The 16,785-nt window shown below is 72.8% G+C and carries 15 protein-coding genes and 2 pseudogenes; 9 read left to right on the top strand and 8 right to left on the bottom strand.

Annotation, left to right across the window (positions count from 1 at the left end; genetic code table 11):
- The first annotated feature begins 23 nt into the window (after nt 1-23).
- From yczE to ACVV2G_RS13325, 4 genes are all read left to right on the top strand, one after another.
- Nucleotides 24-755, top strand: coding sequence for a membrane protein YczE (gene yczE, locus ACVV2G_RS13310; RefSeq protein ID WP_453843084.1), 732 nt, complete (start codon nt 24-26; stop codon nt 753-755).
- Nucleotides 752-1,528: a glycerophosphodiester phosphodiesterase family protein gene (locus ACVV2G_RS13315; RefSeq protein WP_453842890.1), complete on the top strand. Its 777-nt coding sequence runs from the start codon at nt 752-754 to the stop codon at nt 1,526-1,528. Before yczE ends, ACVV2G_RS13315 begins: the two co-directional genes overlap by 4 nt.
- A 64-nt stretch (nt 1,529-1,592) precedes the next feature.
- Nucleotides 1,593-2,939 carry an MFS transporter gene (locus ACVV2G_RS13320; protein WP_453842891.1) on the top strand — a complete coding sequence of 449 codons (1,347 nt, stop codon included), beginning with the start codon at nt 1,593-1,595 and terminating at the stop codon, nt 2,937-2,939.
- A gap of 278 nt (nt 2,940-3,217) precedes the next feature.
- Entirely contained in the window at nt 3,218-3,592 is a 375-nt protein-coding gene (locus tag ACVV2G_RS13325; protein WP_003977404.1) for an RNA polymerase-binding protein RbpA, read from the top strand.
- Between the two features lie 145 nt (nt 3,593-3,737).
- Here ACVV2G_RS13325 and fxsA read toward each other — a convergent pair whose 3' ends face one another.
- The 4 genes and pseudogenes from fxsA to ACVV2G_RS13345 all read right to left on the bottom strand — a co-directional run bounded on the left by fxsA (nt 3,738) and on the right by ACVV2G_RS13345 (nt 8,192).
- Complete coding sequence (gene fxsA / locus ACVV2G_RS13330; protein WP_453842892.1) at nt 3,738-4,310, bottom strand: FxsA family membrane protein; 573 nt, start codon at nt 4,308-4,310, stop codon at nt 3,738-3,740.
- A 342-nt stretch (nt 4,311-4,652) separates the two neighbouring features.
- Nucleotides 4,653-5,439: pseudogene (locus tag ACVV2G_RS13335) on the bottom strand (polyprenol monophosphomannose synthase); the annotation flags it as partial.
- A gap of 527 nt (nt 5,440-5,966) precedes the next feature.
- Nucleotides 5,967-7,571, bottom strand: a complete 1,605-nt coding sequence (locus ACVV2G_RS13340) for an amidohydrolase (protein ID WP_453842893.1) — start codon at nt 7,569-7,571, stop codon at nt 5,967-5,969.
- Nucleotides 7,572-7,751: 180 nt separating this feature from the next.
- The gene (locus tag ACVV2G_RS13345; protein ID WP_453842894.1) at nt 7,752-8,192 is read right to left on the bottom strand and encodes an Lrp/AsnC family transcriptional regulator; all 441 of its coding nucleotides are present in this window, start codon (nt 8,190-8,192) and stop codon (nt 7,752-7,754) included.
- A 269-nt stretch (nt 8,193-8,461) separates the two neighbouring features.
- Here ACVV2G_RS13345 and ACVV2G_RS13350 point away from each other — a divergent pair, with 269 nt between their 5' ends.
- Both ACVV2G_RS13350 and ACVV2G_RS13355 read left to right on the top strand, forming a co-directional pair.
- Nucleotides 8,462-8,899, top strand: a complete 438-nt coding sequence (locus tag ACVV2G_RS13350; protein WP_453842895.1) for a hypothetical protein — start codon at nt 8,462-8,464, stop codon at nt 8,897-8,899.
- 351 nt (nt 8,900-9,250) lie between these two features.
- On the top strand, nt 9,251-9,454 hold the full coding sequence (locus ACVV2G_RS13355) for a hypothetical protein (RefSeq protein WP_453842896.1): 204 nt from the start codon (nt 9,251-9,253) through the stop codon (nt 9,452-9,454).
- Here ACVV2G_RS13355 and ACVV2G_RS13360 read toward each other — a convergent pair.
- Nucleotides 9,417-10,589, bottom strand: a complete 1,173-nt coding sequence (locus ACVV2G_RS13360; RefSeq protein ID WP_453842897.1) for an acyl-CoA dehydrogenase family protein — start codon at nt 10,587-10,589, stop codon at nt 9,417-9,419. The genes ACVV2G_RS13355 and ACVV2G_RS13360 overlap by 38 nt on opposite strands.
- Nucleotides 10,590-10,867: 278 nt before the next feature.
- Between ACVV2G_RS13360 and ACVV2G_RS13365 the strand changes: the two are divergent.
- Nucleotides 10,868-11,156, top strand: a pseudogene (locus tag ACVV2G_RS13365) (chitinase); the annotation flags it as partial.
- A 47-nt stretch (nt 11,157-11,203) separates the two neighbouring features.
- On the opposite strand, the gene ACVV2G_RS13370 reads toward ACVV2G_RS13365, so the two are convergent.
- From ACVV2G_RS13370 to ACVV2G_RS13380, 3 genes are all read right to left on the bottom strand, one after another.
- A complete protein-coding gene (locus ACVV2G_RS13370) occupies nt 11,204-11,872 on the bottom strand; it encodes a TetR/AcrR family transcriptional regulator (RefSeq protein ID WP_453842898.1) in 669 nt (222 codons plus the stop codon).
- Nucleotides 11,873-11,954: 82 nt separating this feature from the next.
- Nucleotides 11,955-12,095, bottom strand: a complete 141-nt coding sequence (locus tag ACVV2G_RS13375) for an SCO1431 family membrane protein (protein ID WP_453842899.1) — start codon at nt 12,093-12,095, stop codon at nt 11,955-11,957.
- Between the two features lie 177 nt (nt 12,096-12,272).
- Complete coding sequence (locus ACVV2G_RS13380) at nt 12,273-13,652, bottom strand: C39 family peptidase (protein ID WP_453842900.1); 1,380 nt, start codon at nt 13,650-13,652, stop codon at nt 12,273-12,275.
- 209 nt (nt 13,653-13,861) lie between these two features.
- Between ACVV2G_RS13380 and ACVV2G_RS13385 the strand changes: the two genes are divergently transcribed.
- Together ACVV2G_RS13385 and ACVV2G_RS13390 are read left to right on the top strand one after the other, a co-directional pair.
- Nucleotides 13,862-14,482, top strand: coding sequence for a uridine kinase family protein (locus ACVV2G_RS13385; protein ID WP_453843085.1), 621 nt, complete (start codon nt 13,862-13,864; stop codon nt 14,480-14,482).
- 431 nt (nt 14,483-14,913) lie between these two features.
- Nucleotides 14,914-16,779 (top strand): AAA family ATPase, encoded by a 1,866-nt coding sequence (locus ACVV2G_RS13390; protein WP_453842901.1) that lies wholly within the window; start codon nt 14,914-14,916, stop codon nt 16,777-16,779.
- Nucleotides 16,780-16,785: the final 6 nt, after the last annotated feature.

The following is a 16,785-nucleotide window of genomic DNA, read 5'->3' on the forward strand; positions in this document are numbered from 1 at the left end:
AGTCCACCTTCCCCGAATTGGCCATGGTTGGCTCTCCTTCTCAGGCCACAGGATGTCACGCATCAGGCCACTACCACCACAGGGGGCACGTCTTGTCCAGACAGACCGGGCCACGGCATCTCACGCGGCGACTGACACAGCTCTACGGCGGACTCGTGCTGTACGGCGCGAGTTCGGCGCTGCTGGTCAGGTCGGGACTGGGGCTGGAGCCGTGGAACGTGCTGCACCAGGGCCTCGCCGGGCGCACCGGCCTGTCGATGGGGGTGGTGCTGACCGTCGTCGGCGCGGCCGTGCTGCTGCTGTGGATCCCGCTGCGCCAGCGGCCGGGCCTCGGCACGGTGTCGAACGTGCTGGTGATCGGCGCCGCGATGGACGCGGCCCTGGCCGTCGTGCCCGACGCCCACGGCTGGACGCCGCGCGTCGCCATGATGGTGGCGGGGATCGTCCTGAACGGCGCGGCGACCGGCCTGTACATCGCCGCACGGTTCGGCCCGGGCCCGCGCGACGGCCTGATGACCGGGCTCAACCGGTGCACGGGGCTCTCGGTGCGCCTGGTACGGACCGCCGTCGAGATCACCGTCGTGGCGACGGGCTTCGCCCTCGGCGGCACGGTCGGGGTCGGCACCCTGCTGTACGCGGTGTCGATCGGTCCGCTCGCCCAGGTGTTCCTGCGCGTGTTCGCCGTTCCTCCGGCACCGGGCGGCAGCACGGTGGTCGCCGCCGGTCAACCCCGGCGCGCCATACTGCGTCGGTGACCACCCCGATACGCCACCCGCGCCACCCCTATCTGGACCACCCCGGTCCGATCGCGTTCGCCCACCGGGGCGGGGCCGCGGACGGCCTGGAGAACACCCTGCGGCAGTTCCGGCGCGCGGTCGGGACGGGATACCGGTACCTCGAGACCGACGTGCACGCCACACGGGACGGGAAGCTCGTCGCCTTCCACGACCCGACGCTGGACCGGGTGACGGACGGGGCCGGGCGGATCGCCGACCTCCCGTGGCAGAAGGTGCGTCACGCGCGCGTCGCGGGCGTGGAGCCGGTGCCGCTCTTCGAGGAGCTGCTGGAGACCTTTCCCGAGGTCCGCTGGAACGTCGACGTCAAGGCGGAGCAGGCGCTGCTGCCGCTGCTGGACCTGGTCGAGCGGACGAACGGCTGGGACCGGATCTGCGTCGGCTCGTTCTCCGAGGCACGCGTGATCCGCGCCCAGCGCCTGGCCGGCCCGCGCCTGGCCACCTCGTACGGCACCAGGGGCGTCCTCAACCTGCGACTGCGCTCCTGGGGCGTCCCGGCCGCACTGCGCCGCTCGGCGGTGGCCGCACAGGTGCCCGAGACCCAGTCGGGCATCCAGGTGGTCGATCAGCGCTTCGTGCGCGCCGCCCACGCACGGGGCCTCCAGGTGCACGTCTGGACGGTGAACGACCCCGACCGCATGCACCGGCTCCTGGATCTGGGGGTGGATGGCATCATGACCGATCACATCGACACACTGCGCAGGGTCATGGAGGACCGCGGTCTCTGGGTCTGAGACCGTCCGGCATCCGTGGCCGGCCTCGGGCCGTCGCGCGTCTCACGGGGAAGCGAGGGCACGGGTGGGCACCGACACCGTGCGGACGGACGCGGCCGACGGAGCCGCCGGCCGGCGGCGCGAGCAGCGCGGCTGGTACGTCTACGACTGGGCGTGCTCGGCCTACTCGACGAGCGTGCTCACCGTCTTCCTCGGGCCCTATCTGACGTCGGTCGCCGAGTCGGCGGCCGACGCGGACGGGTACGTCCACCCGCTGGGCATACCCGTGCGGGCCGGGTCCTTCTTCGCGTACTCGGTGTCCCTGTCCGTGATCGCCGCGGTGCTCGTGATGCCCCTGGTGGGCGCCGCGGCCGACCGCTCCGGCCGCAAGAAGCCGCTGCTGGCCGCCGCCGCGTACACCGGCGCGGGGGCCACGACCGCCATGTTCTTCCTCGACGGCGACCGCTATCTGCTGGGCGGCCTGCTCCTGGTCGTCGCCAACGCCGCGCAGTCCGTGGCGATGATGCTCTACAACGCGTACCTGCCCCAGATCGCCCCGCCCGAGGAACGCGACGCGGTCTCCTCACGCGGCTGGGCCTTCGGCTACGCGGCCGGGGCACTGGTCCTGGTCGCGAACCTGATCCTCTACACCGCCCACGACTCCTTCGGACTGACCGAGAGCGCGGCGGTCCGGGTCTGCCTGGCGTCGGCCGGACTGTGGTGGGGCGCCTTCGCGCTGATCCCGCTGCGGCGGCTGCGCGACCGCCGCGCTCCCGCGCGCGAGGCGGCCCTGCCCGGTTTCCGGCAGCTCGCGGCCACCGTCCGCGACATGCGCCGCCGCCCACTGACCCTGGCCTTCCTGCTGGCGTACCTCGTCTACAACGACGGCATCCAGACGGTGATCTCCCAGGCCTCGGTCTACGGCTCCGAGGAACTGGACCTCGGGCAGTCGACGCTCATCGTGGCCGTGCTGCTGGTCCAGCTGCTGGCGGTGGCGGGCGCGCTGGCGCTCGGCCGGCTGGCCCGGACGTACGGGGCGAAGCGCACGATCCTCGGGTCGCTGGTCGCCTGGACCGTCACCCTCGCGGCCGGTTACTTCCTGCCGGCCGGGGAGCCGGTGTGGTTCTTCGTCCTGGCCGCCGGGATCGGGCTCGTCCTCGGCGGCAGCCAGGCACTGTCCCGCTCCCTGTTCTCCCACCTGGTCCCGCCCGGGAAGGAGGCCGAGTACTTCTCGGCGTACGAGCTGAGCGACCGCGGGATGAGCTGGCTCGGTCCCCTGCTGTTCGGGCTGACCTACCAGCTGACCGGGAGCTACCGGGACGCGATCATCTCGCTGGTGGCGTTCTTCGTCATCGGTTTCGCCCTGCTCGCGCGGGTCCCCGTACGGCGGGCCATCGGCGACGCGGGCAACCCGGTACCCGAGCGGATTTAGCACTCGGCGCGAAAGAGCTGTAGTGTACGCGTTTGGCCTGCCAGGCGTACCGTTACTGCGCGTCAATGGTGCCGAAACGCTATGTCGCATCTGCCAGCAGAGGTGACAAACCGGGCGTCGGCGGGTACTGCACTGGTTGCAAGGCTGCGACTGCGACGGCGACGCAGACGCCCGGAACGGGAGTCGGGACGGGAATCTTTACCGCCGCCCGGACGTTGACCGGATGACGACGACAGCGACACCTGTCCTGTGGGCGACAAGCCCGGGAGGCACGATTCATGAGTGAGCGAGCTCTTCGCGGCACGCGCCTCGTGGTGACCAGCTACGAGACGGACCGCGGCATCGACCTGGCCCCGCGCCAGGCCGTGGAGTACGCATGCGAGAAGGGGCATCGATTCGAGATGCCCTTCTCGGTCGAGGCGGAGATCCCGCCGGAGTGGGAGTGCAAGGTCTGCGGGGCCCAGGCACTCCTCGTGGACGGCGACGGCCCTGAGGAAAAGAAGGCCAAGCCCGCGCGTACGCACTGGGACATGCTGATGGAACGCCGCACCCGCGAGGAACTCGAAGAGGTCCTCGAGGAGCGGCTGGCCGTTCTGCGCTCCGGCGCGATGAACATCGCGGTGCATCCGCGAGACAGCCGCAAGAGTGCGTAGCGGGAAACCGTAAGCAGCACAACCGAACACCGCGGGTGCCGTACGTGAGCTTCACGTACGGCACCCGCGGTTTTGCTGCCGGTGGGGCCGGCGGACCGTCTGGCGGGCCGGGACCGAACAGGGCCCCGGCCCGGTACGTCGGATCTCAGCGCGTCAGCGGCGGGCGAGGGTCCCGCGGGGCGTCGTCCGGGTCGTCCCGTACGACCTCGCCCTGGACGACCCTGCCGTCCGGCTGGTGCATGCGGGCCTGGCGGAAGGCGTCTCCCAGGGTGCCGGGGCCGGCCTCGCGGAGCTTGCGCTCCACGGTCCGCTCCGCGTAGCGGCTCACCGCCTTCTGCACCGGGGGCAGCAGCATGAGCAGACCCAGCGCGTCCGAGATCAGGCCGGGCAGTATCAGGAGCAGCCCGCCCAGCATCACCAGGCCGTTGCCCTCGCTGTTCGGCCGGGCCTCCGGCGCCCTGCCGGACTGCTGCTGCTGCAACGTCTCCGTGAGGTTCCGGAAGGCCCGGCGGCCCGCCGCCTTGATGACCACGGAGCCGAGGACGATGCCCCCGACCAGCAGCAGGAAGACCACGAAGCCGCTGGACGCCCCCGCGACCAGGGTCAGCAGCCAGATCTCCAGCACGAGCCACGCGGCCATGCCCAGCGGCAGGAACGTGCGCAGCCGGGAGCGCGGGGGCCGGGTGGAGGACCTGGGGGTCTGAGCGCCAGTCGTCATACCCCCAAGTGTGCCTGGCCCCGGCTCAGCACGGCATAAGGGGGCGTCAGGCGTCAGACGTTCCCTCGGGGGCCCGCGTCGGCCTGCCGCCCGCCGGTTCGGACTTCTCGGCCGCCGGTGCGGGCCCGTCGGCCGGCTCGGGGGCGGGTGCACCGGCCATACCGGCGGACTTACCGGCCGGCCCGGGGGCGGGCTCGCCGGCCTTGCCGGCGGACCTCTCGGACTTTTCGGTCGGCCCGGGCTTCTCAGCCGCTTCAGCCGTCTCAGCCGTCTCAGCCGTCCGCACGGTCGTCGACTCGTCGGCCGGCCTGCCGGTCGCCTCGCCCGGCGCCCTGTCGGGCTGCTTGTCGCGCCCCAGAACCTTGCCGACCCTCTCCCCCACCCCCCACGTGGTGACCCGCCACAGGGCCTCCACGAGGATGTCGCGGCTCATCTTGGAATCGCCGTGCTCGCGCTCGACGAACGTGATGGGCACCTCGACCACGTGGTAGCCGGCCTTGATCGCCCGGCGCGCGAGGTCGACCTGGAAGCAGTAGCCCTGGGAGGAGACCTCGTCCAGGCCGAGCCCCTCCAGGGTCTCGCGGCGGAAGGCGCGGTAGCCGCCGGTGATGTCGCGCAGCGGCAGGTCGAGCGCGAGGCGCGAGTACATGCTGCCGCCGCGGGAGATGAACTCGCGGGACTTTGGCCAGTTCACCACCCGGCCGCCGGGCACCCAGCGGGAGCCGAGCACCAGGTCGGCGCCCTTGAGGGCGGTCAGCAGGCGGGGCAGCTCCTCGGGCTGGTGGGAGCCGTCGGCGTCCATCTCGATCAGCACGCCGTAGCCGTGCTCCAGGCCCCAGCGGAAGCCCGCGAGGTAGGCGGCGCCCAGCCCTTCCTTGCCCCGGCGGTGCAGCACCTGGACGTGGTCGTCCCCGGCGGCCAGTTCGTCGGCGAGCTTGCCGGTGCCGTCGGGGCTGTTGTCGTCGGCCACGAGAACGTGCGCCTCGGGGACCGCCTCGCGCACGCGCGTGACGATCGTCTTGATGTTCTCCGCCTCGTTGTAGGTCGGGATGATCACCAAGGCCGTACCCAGGGGACCGAACCGCCTCCCCCGCCCCGCTGCCGCGGGCGTCCCGTCGCCGTCGTTCACCGCTGCCCCTTCATGTCCGTACGCAGAGGACCACCATAATGGCCGCGGCCTGCGATGACGTGACACGACGAGCGTACGGCGGTGTCGTTTCCCCGGGGCCGGGGCAGGGATGCACGTTCAATGACCGTTTCCGCTGCGGATGGGGGCCCGGCGCCCTTCGGGCCGACCTGGGACCCGCTGGCTGCGGATCGACCGAAAGCCGTTGTCTACTGAGCGCCCGGGCCCCACCCGGGTCACACCTCCCGACCGGCGGGAACGTTCCCTCGTCACGGCGAGAGCGCTGAGCCTGGCTCCCAGCGACGGTGCCCCGGTGCGGCACACCGTCCCTGACCCAGCGGCGCCGCGACGCGTGCGCGGAGTATTCCCCGGTCGGACGTCCGGTGGTGGACTCGGCCGAACCTACCGGCCCCCCGCCGTCGGCTGTCAACAGCCGTTCGACCTGCGGCTTCCCCGTCAATGCCCAGGTCAGCGGGGAGGACCCGCAGGTCGTACCCGGCAGAAGATCACCGTCTCGTCGGCCGTGCGGATCACTCGCCCGGCCGTACGAAGACCGTTCGGCCGCCGACGACGGTGCGCAGGCAGACGGGCAGGTCCCGGCCCGGAGTGAGGTCGGGGAGGCCCGGGGTCCCGGAACGCGGGTCGGTCGACCAGCGTGCGACCCGGTCGTCGGGAGCCTGGACCAGCAGCTCGCCCGTACGCCACACCGCGTAGTCGGCGGGGGCGCCCGGCACCAGGACGCCCGCGTCGTCGCGTCCGACCGCCCGCCAGCCCCCGCGCGTGTGCGCCGTGAACGCCGCTCGCACGGAGACGCGGTGCTCCGCCGTGCGGTGGAAGGCGGCGGCCCGGACGGTGCCCCACGGGTCGAGGGGCGTGACCGGGCTGTCCGAGCCGAAGGCGAGCGGGACTCCGGCGCGCAGCAGGGCGGCGTAGGGGTTGAGGGTGCGCGCCCGTTCGGTGCCCAGGCGGCGGGCGTACATGCCGTCCTCGCCGCCCCACAGGGCGTCGAACGCGGGCTGGACGGAGGCGGTCAGGCCCAGCTCCGCGAAGGCCGCGACGGTCTCGGGGGTGAGCATCTCGGCATGCTCGACGCGGTGGCGGGCGGCGCGGACACGGGCGAGGCCGAGTTCGCCGGCGGCGGCACGCACGCCCTCGACGACGGCGGTCACGGCGGCGTCGCCGATGGCGTGGAAGCCTGCCTGGAGTCCGGCCCCGGTGCAGGCGACGACATGGGCGGCGACGGCGACGGCGTCCAGGTAGGCGGTGCCGCTGTGACCGGCGTCGGCGTACGGCTGGTGCAGGCAGGCGGTGTGCGAGCCGAGGGCACCGTCGACGAAGAGGTCGCCCGCGGCGCCGATCGCGCCCAGCTCCCTCGCCTTGTCGACGTCCTGTTCGGCCCAGTAGCCGAGCACGCGCGGCCCGGCCTCCGTGGCCGACAGCCGGAGCAGGCCGGTGAGGTCGTCCTCGGAGGAGATCTCCGGGCCTGCGCATTCGTGAACGGTGCCGATGCCGAGGGAGGCGGCGTGCGCGAGGGCGGCGCGCTGGGCCTCGGTGCGCTGCGCGGGGGCGACGGCCCCGAGGGCCGCAGCGCGTACGGCGTGGTGGGCGTCGGCGGTGAGCGGGCCGTCGACGCGGCCGGCGCCCCCGGGGACCAGGTCGAGCAGGGCGGTGGTGACGACGGCCGAATGGACGTCGATACGGCTGAGGTAGAGGGGACGGCCGCCGGTGGCCTCGTCCAGCTCGGCACGCGTCGGGGGCAGGCCGTCGGGCCAGCGGGAGGCGTCCCAGCCGTGCCCGAGGAGAACGCGGTCGTCCGGGCGCGCCGCCGCGAAGTCCCGTACGAGGGCGAGGGCCGCCGCGCGGGTGGGGGCACCGGAGAGGTCGAGGCCGGTGAGGGCCAGGCCGGTGGACGTGGTGTGCACGTGTGCGTCCGTGAACGCCGGGGTCACCAGGGCACTGTCCAGGTCGACCACCTCGTCCACCCCGTCCGCGAAGGCGTCCGCGGCTCCCTCGGAGCCGACCCAGGCGACCTGGCCGCGTTCGACGACCATCGCCGTCGCGAAGGGGTCGGCGGGACTGTGGACCTCGCCGCGGCGCAGCAGGACGGTCGTGGACGGGATGGTGGACTCACTCATGGACACCAGTCTCGCCCCTCGCGCGGACCGCCCGGCACGCAGGTCGGCACTGCACGCGGGCGCGGGCGCTCCTGGCGGACGGCGCCGGGGCGATCCGGCGACTCGACCTGCGGCCGGGGCTCGCGCGACAGCGGGTCGGACATGCGACGGCCGCGACGGCCGGGGCTCGCGCGGAAGCGGTCAGATACGCGGTGGCCGGGCCTCGTACGGCGTGGAGAGCACCACGGTGGTCCGCGTCGAGACGCCCGCGAGGGAGCGGACCCGGGCGAGCAGCTCCTCCAGCTCGTGCGGGGTGGCCACACGCACCTTGAGGATGTAGTTCTCGTCGCCCGCCACACTGTGGCAGGCCTCGATCTCGGGAGTGCCCGCCAGACGGTCCGCGATGTCGTCGGGGGCGCTGGGGTCGAACGGTTTCACGGAGATGAACGCGGTCATCGGCAGGCCGACGGCCTCCGGGTCGACGACCGCGGCGTAGCCGCGGATGACGCCACGCTGCTCCAGCCGGCGCACCCGCTGGTGCACGGCCGACGTGGACAGGCCCGTGGCCTTGCCCAGGTCTGTGTAGCTCATCCGCCCGTCCTTGACGAGCAGCTGCACGATCCGTCGGTCCAGCTCCTCCATGGCGCAAGAACCTACAGTGCGGTCGATCTCCTCGGATACCTGAGCGGCCCAGGCCAGGCACTGTTCGTGATGTGACGGCCGGTCAACCGGCCGTCGGACGGGGGCGAATCGGCCGCACGGGGCGCTCACGCACGGCATGTGACGAAGACCACACACCCTCCGGACCGTCTCCGTGATGTTCTCGTGATTACCCCGCAGGGGGGACGGGAAGTGCTTGCTGTGGTCGAGGCCGCAGTGCCTTCACGGCCCAGCCCGAGGGGGAGAATCCCATGCAGAGTCTTAAGCGCCCTGGACGTACCACGCCCAAGCGGCAGCAACCGGTCGTCGAACCCGTATCGGAGGGCGTCGAACCCGACGCCCTCGACGACGAGGAACTCGACGCCTACGACACCTTCGAGATGTACCGGGTGATCTGCCCGGACTGCGCGCAGCCCATCGCCCTGCTGGCGGACGAGGAGGTACTGCCGGAGCACGCGCTGTGCGCCTCGCCGTGGAACCCGTTCGGGCTCACGGCCTGTGCCGGTACCGGCCGCAGGGCCACCGACGCCCGTCCGGCGGACGAGTCGTCCCAGCCCCACGAGCAGGACACCGCCCTGCTGCTGACGCTCCCCCAGGGTCTCGACTGGCGGACCCAGCCCTTCTCCCACGTCGGTGGCCCGGGTTCGCGCCCGATCAGGGTGCCGTCGATGCGGCACGAGGCGGCCTGAGCCGTCCGGGCGTCCACCGTCCGGGAGACCGTCGCTCACCACTCGTCCGACCCACCCGTGCCACGGTCCGCAGACGGCCGTGGCACGGGCTGCGGCGCTGCCCGGGCGGGACCGGGGTGGTGTGCCGACGGTGCGTCAGGCGCCGGTCCGAGCCGGGGCTCGGCGGCGTACGCCCGGGAACTCACGCTCGAATGCGCGGGCCGGTGACCCGTCCGCACGTCCCCGCGTTGCCCGGGTATGACCGCCACGTACTCGGCGACCGGGCCTCGGCGCCGCGTGTTCGTCCCGGCGCCCGCGGGACTGCTTCCGCCGGCTCCGCAGCCCCCGGACCCGCCGATCTACCGTGAGCTGATGCGGACCTGGGCCCAGCGGGGCCGTACCCTGCCGGGTCGCGACGACCCGGAGTGGGTACGGCTGACGGCGCCCCCGCGCGGCCTCGGGGACTTCTTCGCCACCGGTGACTACGGCCTGACCGGCGACTTCGGCGTGACCGGTGCCTTCCGTGCGACCGGCGACTTCAGCGTCCCTCGGGACCCGCGAGGTGACGGGCGATGACCATCCGCTGGATCTGGTTCGTGCCCTCGACGATCTGCAGGACCTTGGCCTCGCGCATGTACCGCTCGGCCGGGAAGTCCGCGGTGTAGCCGTACCCGCCGAGGACCTGCACGGCGTCGGTGGTGACCCGCATCGCCGCGTCGGTGCAGTGCAGCTTGGCCATGGCGGCCTGCTTGGCGAAGGGCAGTCCGGCGTCGCGCAGCCGCGCCGCGGTGAGGTACAGCGCGCGGCCGGCCTCGACCTGGGTCGCCATGTCGGCGAGCATGAAGCGCAGCCCCTGGAAGTCGGAGATCGGCTTGCCGAACTGCCGCCGCTCGACCGCGTACGACACCGCCGCGTCCAGTGCCGCCTGGGCCACACCGATCGCGCAGGCGGCGATGCCGAGCCGCCCGGAGTCGAGCGCGGACAGGGCGATCGCGAAGCCCTGGCCCTCGGCGCCGAGGCGGCGGGCGTCGCGGACCCGCACGCCGTCGAGGTGGACCTGCGCGGTGGGCGAGCCCTTCAGCCCCATCTTCTTCTCCGGCACCGCGGCGCTCAGCCCCTCGGCGTCGCCGGGGACCAGGAAGGCGGTGATGCCCCGCGGCCCCTCCGCGCCCGTACGCGCCATGACGGTGTAGAAGTCGGCGATGCCGCCGTGCGTGATCCAGGCCTTGGTGCCGGTGATCACCCAGTCGTCGCCGTCGCGCACGGCCCGGGTGCGCAGCGAGGCGGCGTCCGAGCCGGAGGCGGGCTCGGAGAGGCAGTAGGCGCCGAGCAGACCGCCGCCGAGCATCGCGGGCAGGTGCTCGGTCTGCTGCTCCTTGGTGCCGTAGGCGGCGAGCGCGTAGGAGGCGAGGGTGTGCACGCTGACGCCGAGGCCGACCGTGAGCCGGGCCGCGGCCAGCTCCTCCAGGACCTGGAGGTAGACCTCGTACGGCTGCTCACCGCCGCCGCACCCGGCGTCGTAGGGCAGGCCGAGCAGGCCGGACTCGGAGAGCAGGGCGAAGACCTCGCGAGGGAAGCGTCCGGCGTCCTCCTCCTCGGCCGCGTGCGGGGCGATCTCACGCTGCGCGATGTCGCGGACGAGCGAGATCAGATCCCGTGCCTCGTCCGTGGGCAGTTGCCGGTCCACCGGCTGCGGGGCGCGGTCGGGCATGGCGACGCTCTCCTCCCTGTCGGGCGCATCAGCGGACGTGCGCCTTGGGTGGAGGCGGTTCCGCCGGGTCGTTCGGGCCTGGCCGATGCTCGCACTCCCGGGTCGCGGAAGCGGCTGACCAGCGGCTGTGGGCTGTGAGTATGCCCGATTGGAGGCATCGAGTCACCAGTTAACGACCGCTTACTTCAAGAAGTGACCGGACCGGTGCCGGAGGCCTCCCCGGCACCCTTGATCCGGGAAATGGTCCTACCTATCGACCGCACTGGTCGTCCTCCCGGTCGGCGCCCGGCGGCACCGCTGCCGGCCCGGCGCAGGGGACGTACGAGAACGGCATCAAGGGACTGCAAGGTGCCGAGGACCAGCTGCCCGGCGACCGGCGCCGTGGCCGGCACGGCGTACGCCGAGTGCGGGGACGACGAGTGGAGTCACGACACTCCGCAGAGCATCGCGACCGAGATGACGTACAACGACCAGCAGGGACTGGGCGGCACGTTCTTCTGGGAGCTGAGCGGCGACACGGCGAACGGTGAGCTGATCGAGGCGATCGAAGACGATCAACTGACCTGATCCACGGAGGCGTGGGGGCGGGTCCGGCTCGGGTGCCCGCCCCGGCGCTATGCGTGCCGGTCGTCCCGCCGGGCGGGCGCCGGGGCCGGGCAGGCGGGGTCCAGCTCCTCGATGGCGCGCAGGGTCCCGCCGAGCGACTTCACCAGCAGGTCGCACATGGTCTCGCGGGGCAGCTCGGGGCGGCCGATCCAGTCCAGGGCGGCGCCCTCGACACTGCACACCCAGGCGAGCAGGCCCATGCGGGCCAGCGGACCGACGTCGGAACGGCCGTACGCCCCCTCGGCGATGGTGTCGACGATGGCCTCGCGCACCCCGTCCCGGATGGCGTGCACCTCGGCGTCGAAGCCGACCCCGCCGCTGACGATGGTGCGGTAGGCGGCCTGGTGGTGCTCGGCGTAGCGCAGGTATCCGTCGATGGTGCGGTGGACGCGGTCCACCTGCGGCCGTTCGGTGCCGCCCGCCGCGGTGGTGACCAGGTCGGCGACGGAGTCCTGGATGATCGCCAGGTAGTAGCCCCGCTTGGACTGGAAGTAGTAGTAGATCAGCCCCTTGGCGACATGCGCCTGGCGGGCGATGTCGTCCATCGAGAGCGCGTCGTACGACGTGTCGGCGAACAACCTCCGCCCGATGGCGATCAGTTCGGTCCGGCGCACCAGCGAGCGCTCGGTGCCGCGCGCCCGCGGACGGACGGCGGCACACTGTTGACTGATATTCAATTTCGACCCTGGTCTCCTACGAGTGGCAGGACACCCGCAGTATGGCAGGTCGCATCGTGGGACAGGTCACACCCGGATCACGTCACAGCAGACCCAGCTGGACCACCAGCATCGCGATCACCACGACGAGCGTCCAGCCCATGACGTGCTCGAGGATCTTCGGCCCGTCCTCCTTGGGGCCGCCGGTACGGACACGGACTGCTGCGGCGGTGTGTGCGCTCATGGCTTCTCGCTGGTCTCGACGTGCGGTGGACCCCCCGGCACCCCCCGGGGGCTTCCCGCGAGGTGACGCCGTCCACCATGCCACCGTGAGCGGCTTTTGCGGCGGAGACGTTGGTCACAGCAAACGGCCCCCCGGGCCGCGTCGGAGCGGTGCCGGGGGGCCGTCGTCGCGGCGCGGTCAGCGCACGCCCACCGCTTCGAGCGCCTTGCGCTGGCGCGGGCCGGGGTGCGCCGGGAAGTACAGGTAGCAGACGCCGCCGGTACCGGAGGCGACCTTGCCGGTGGCGTCGTACCGCTTGGTCCGGAGCCAGATGTTCTCCCACTCGCGCCGCTGGTAGACGCGGCGCACGGACTCGTTGTCGTCCGAGGCGGGGTCGTTGGCGATCACGTCGCCGTCGGCGGTGAAGCCGATCACGGTCATCAGGTGTCCCGAGGTGCCGTAACCGGCCCCGGTCAGCTCCTCCTCCAGGAAGGACTGGGACGTGATGGCCGGGATGCCGGCCGCGATCAGCGTCTCCAGGTCGGTGAGGGAGCCGAGGCGGGTGACCACGCCCTGCAGACCCTCGAAGGTGGCCGCGTAGGCGGCGTTGAAGGGCCAGTTGCCGCAGCCGGCGTACTGGTGGTCGTACGTGTACCGGGCCGCGTGACAGATCTGCGGGTCGGTGTACGCGGGATCGACCCAGGCGAGCTGTTCCTGGGAGAGCCGGCCGCCCCAGTACTCGATGACCATCTGCGAGGAGGTGGGGCTGCACCAGGCCTCGCCGCCGTTGTCGTACTCAGGGTACCGGCCCTTGTGGATCTCCTGCGAGTAGCGCGGGACGCGCAGTTCCTGGGCGAGGCCGGGGGCGGAGGCCGGGACGGTGAAACGGTCCGGGATGTCCGACCCCATGGCGCCGAGCCGCCAGACGGTGGGGGTCGACCTCGTCCCGGGACGGCGGTACAGCGTGAGCCGGAGCCGGTAGGAGGTCAGACGCAGGCCCGTCGACGCGTCGTCGATGGCGAAGGTGTCCGTCCAGACGCTGCTCCTGCCGTCACCCTGGTCGTCGACCGAGGTGCGCCGGATGTCCTGGGCGCCGTCACCGGCCGCCCAGCGGCCCATCACGTACCAGGGTGTGTCCGTGCCGTCGGAGTAGCGGCCCTTGAGCTCGACCTGCAGCCAGGTGCCGCCCGGGGTGTGCGCGTTCCAGGAGGCGATGACCTCGGTGGAGGGCACGGCGAGGCGGTGGACGGGCGAGGTCCAGGTCGCGTACTCCCAGGTGGCGGCCCTGCCGGTGTGCGGGTCGGCGTAGTCGGCGGTGCCGGCCGGGGCACCGATCGCGACACCGGGCCGGGCGCCCGCGACCGGACGGGCGCCTTCCGCGGTCCCTCGCCGCCAGTCGCGGAACGTGGTCCAGGCGCGGTGGTCGACCTGTCGGGAGGGGGTGCGGTCGCGGTCCGCCGGGCCGCCGCCCCCGACGGGCGAGGCGTGGGCGGTGGCCGGGACCGCGCCGGCCGCCACGGCGGTGGCGACGGCTGCGGCCAGGACGGTCCTGCGGGACGGCTGTTCGGCTCTGCTCATGGGTGGAAGACCCCCAGGTGTCCGAGTCGGGCGGGTCCGTAGCACGGCTGTGCGCCAACTATGACCGCGGGGACCCGGTCCTGCCAGCACTTCCGCGGACGCCACGCCATGAACATGGGTGTCGACCAGTGGCGTGGCGCGGGCACCGCGCGGGCGCGGTTAGAGTACGGGGGCCGTCGCCCGCCCCTTCGCGCAGCCCGGGACCCGCCATCCACGACCTCGCCGCCCTGCTCCGCCGGCTTCCTCCCTCCTGCGGCCCCGTGCGCCTGGTCGGCATCGACGGGCATGCCGGCTCCGGGAAATCCACGTTCACCGGGCGGCTGGCCACCGAGCTGGGCGGCGCCCCGGTGCTGCGCCTCGACGACATCGCCAGTCACGACGCGCTGTTCGACTGGACCGGCCGGCTGCTGAGCCAGGTGATCGAGCCCCTGGAGCGCGGTGACACCGCGTACTACGCCCCCTACGACTGGCGGACCCGGCACTTCGGAGCGCCCCGCCCGCTGCCGCCCGCCCCGGTGGTTCTGGTCGAGGGCGTGGGCGCGGGCCGCGAGGCGCTGCGCCCCCGCCTGGCCCGGCTGATCTGGATGGAGCTGCCGCGCGAGGAGGCATGGGCGCGCGGACGGGCGCGCGACGGAGTGGAGCAGGGGGCCTTCTGGGACGGGTGGATCCCGGCGGAGCGCCGGCACTTCGCCCACGACCCCTCGCGCCCCTTCGCACATCTTCTGGTACGCCAGAGCGAGGCGGGGTACGAGGTACTCCCGGGACCCGCGGCAACCACCTCCGAAGCCCCCTTCCTCACGCAGGGTGACGGGCCCTCCGCAATGTGTTGAACGTGTGAAGACCCCTCCGTGACAACGCGCCGGGGCGCCCCAACTGCGCTTGACCCAGGGGCCGTACAGGTCATACGTTCTGGATGTGCGGCCCTTCGGAGCCGCCGGCAGACGCGAAGCCCCCGGTTGTTCCCCCGTGATCGGGGGCTTCGTTCTGCCCTGAGAGCGCTTCCCGGCTGCTCCTCGGCGCGATCCGGTCACCCTCGGTCACCGGCTCGTACGCGTCCCGTCCGCCCCCACCTCGCGGAACGGCCTGCCCCGGCACCCTTCGGGGGAAAGACCACCGCGGGTACGATGCCCCTCGGTGCGACCTACGGGCTTCTGCCGCGCGCACCTCGCAACTCCGGTCCGCGGCGGAGCCGTTGACCGAGGCGGTCGGCGGGCGACGGCTCGACGGCATACCGACGGGGGCACGGTACGTGGGGGACGGGATGGATCTGGGCACACGGGGCCCTCAGGCCCCGGCCGACCTCGCCTGGCTGCGCGGCGTGGACGCCTACACCATGGGGGCCTATCCGCAGGCGGAGGAGGAGTTCCGGGCCGCGGTCCGCATCGATCCCGCGATGGCCGACGGCTGGCTGGGCCTGCACGCGCTGCGCGTGGACACCACCAACGCGCTGCTCCGGATGTTCCGGCACCGGGACCGCTTCGGTGAGCAGCGTGCCCGCCACCGCCGGACGCTCAATTCCTGGTACTGGCTGGGCTGGTGGGTGCAACCCGTGCTGGAGAACCCCCGCGATCTGCTGCTGGCGCACGCCTCCCACTGGCTGGACGGCCGCCACGTCCCCGAGCTGGACCGGGCCCTGGCCGGGCTGCCGCCCGTGGACGCCGATCCCCAGGTCCGCTTCCTGCATGCCTGCCGCGCCTACCTGGTCAAGGACTGGGAGCAGCTCGTGCGGCACACCGACCCGCTGCTCGGCGATCCCCTGCTGGGGATCGAGGCCGGCCTGTTCAGCGGCATGGCGCGGGTGCGGCTGGAGATGTACGGGCAGGCCGAGCCGCTGCTGTCGGCGGCCCTCATGCGGTGCCGCAGCGAGCAGCCGCAGCGCAAGGAGCTGCGCTACTGGCTGGCGCGGGCCCACGAGGGGACGGGCCGCAGCGCCGCGGCGCTCCCGCTGTACCGGGCCGTGCACCGCGTCGACCCCGCCTTCATGGACACATCGGCCCGGCTGGCGGCGATCGCCGAGGGGGACGGCTACGACGACACGGCCGACCTCGCCGGGCTCGCCCAGCCCGGTACGGGACCGGACTGCCTGGACGGCACCGACGGACTCGACCCGCTCTTCGGCGCCGAGGAACGCGACCTCAAGCTCTCCGTGCCCCAGCCCTCGCCGGCCGCCCCGCTGCCCCCGCTGACCGGTCCGGCGGTGCGCGAGAAGGCCGACGGGCCGGTCCCCTCGCTCCCCACCGGGCCCACCGACCCCGCGTTGCTGGAGGAGGCGCTCGCCGAGCTGGAGCGCATGGTGGGCCTGGAGCCGGTGAAGCGGCAGGTCAAGGCCTTGTCCGCGCAGCTCAACATGGCGCGGCTGCGGGCCGGGCAGGGCCTCCCGGTCCAGCCGCCCAAACGGCACTTCGTCTTCTCCGGCCCCTCCGGCACCGGCAAGACCACCGTGGCCCGCATCCTGGGCCGCGTCTTCTACGCCCTCGGCCTGCTCGGCGGTGACCACCTCGTGGAGGCGCAGCGGGCCGACCTGGTCGGCGAGTACCTGGGCCAGACCGCCGTGAAGGCCAACGAACTGATCGACTCCGCGCTGGGCGGCGTCCTCTTCGTCGACGAGGCGTACTCCCTGTCCAACTCCGGCTACGGCAAGGGCGACGCCTACGGCGACGAGGCGCTCCAGGTCCTGCTGAAGCGGGCCGAGGACAACCGCGACCACCTCGTCGTCATCCTCGCCGGCTATCCGGAGGGCATGGACCGGCTGCTGGCCGCCAACCCCGGGCTGTCCTCCCGTTTCACGACCCGCGTGGACTTCCCGTCGTACCGGCCGCTGGAACTCACCTCGATCGGTGAGGTGCTCGCGGCCGAGAACGGCGACGTGTGGGACGAGGAGGCGCTCGACGAGCTGCGTTCCGTCGCCGGGCACGTGGTGGACCAGGGTTGGATCGACGAGCTGGGGAACGGGCGGTTCCTGCGGACGCTCTACGAGAAGAGCTGCGCGTACCGGGACCTGCGGTTGTCGGTGTACCCCGGGGCGCTGACGCGGGACGACCTGGCCACCCTGCGGTTGCCCGATCTCATGCAGGCCTACGGGGAGGTGCTCTCGGGAAGGGGGCCGCAGGACCCGCCGGCGCCCTGAGTCCGG

Source organism: Streptomyces sp. JK94, assembly GCF_053613315.1.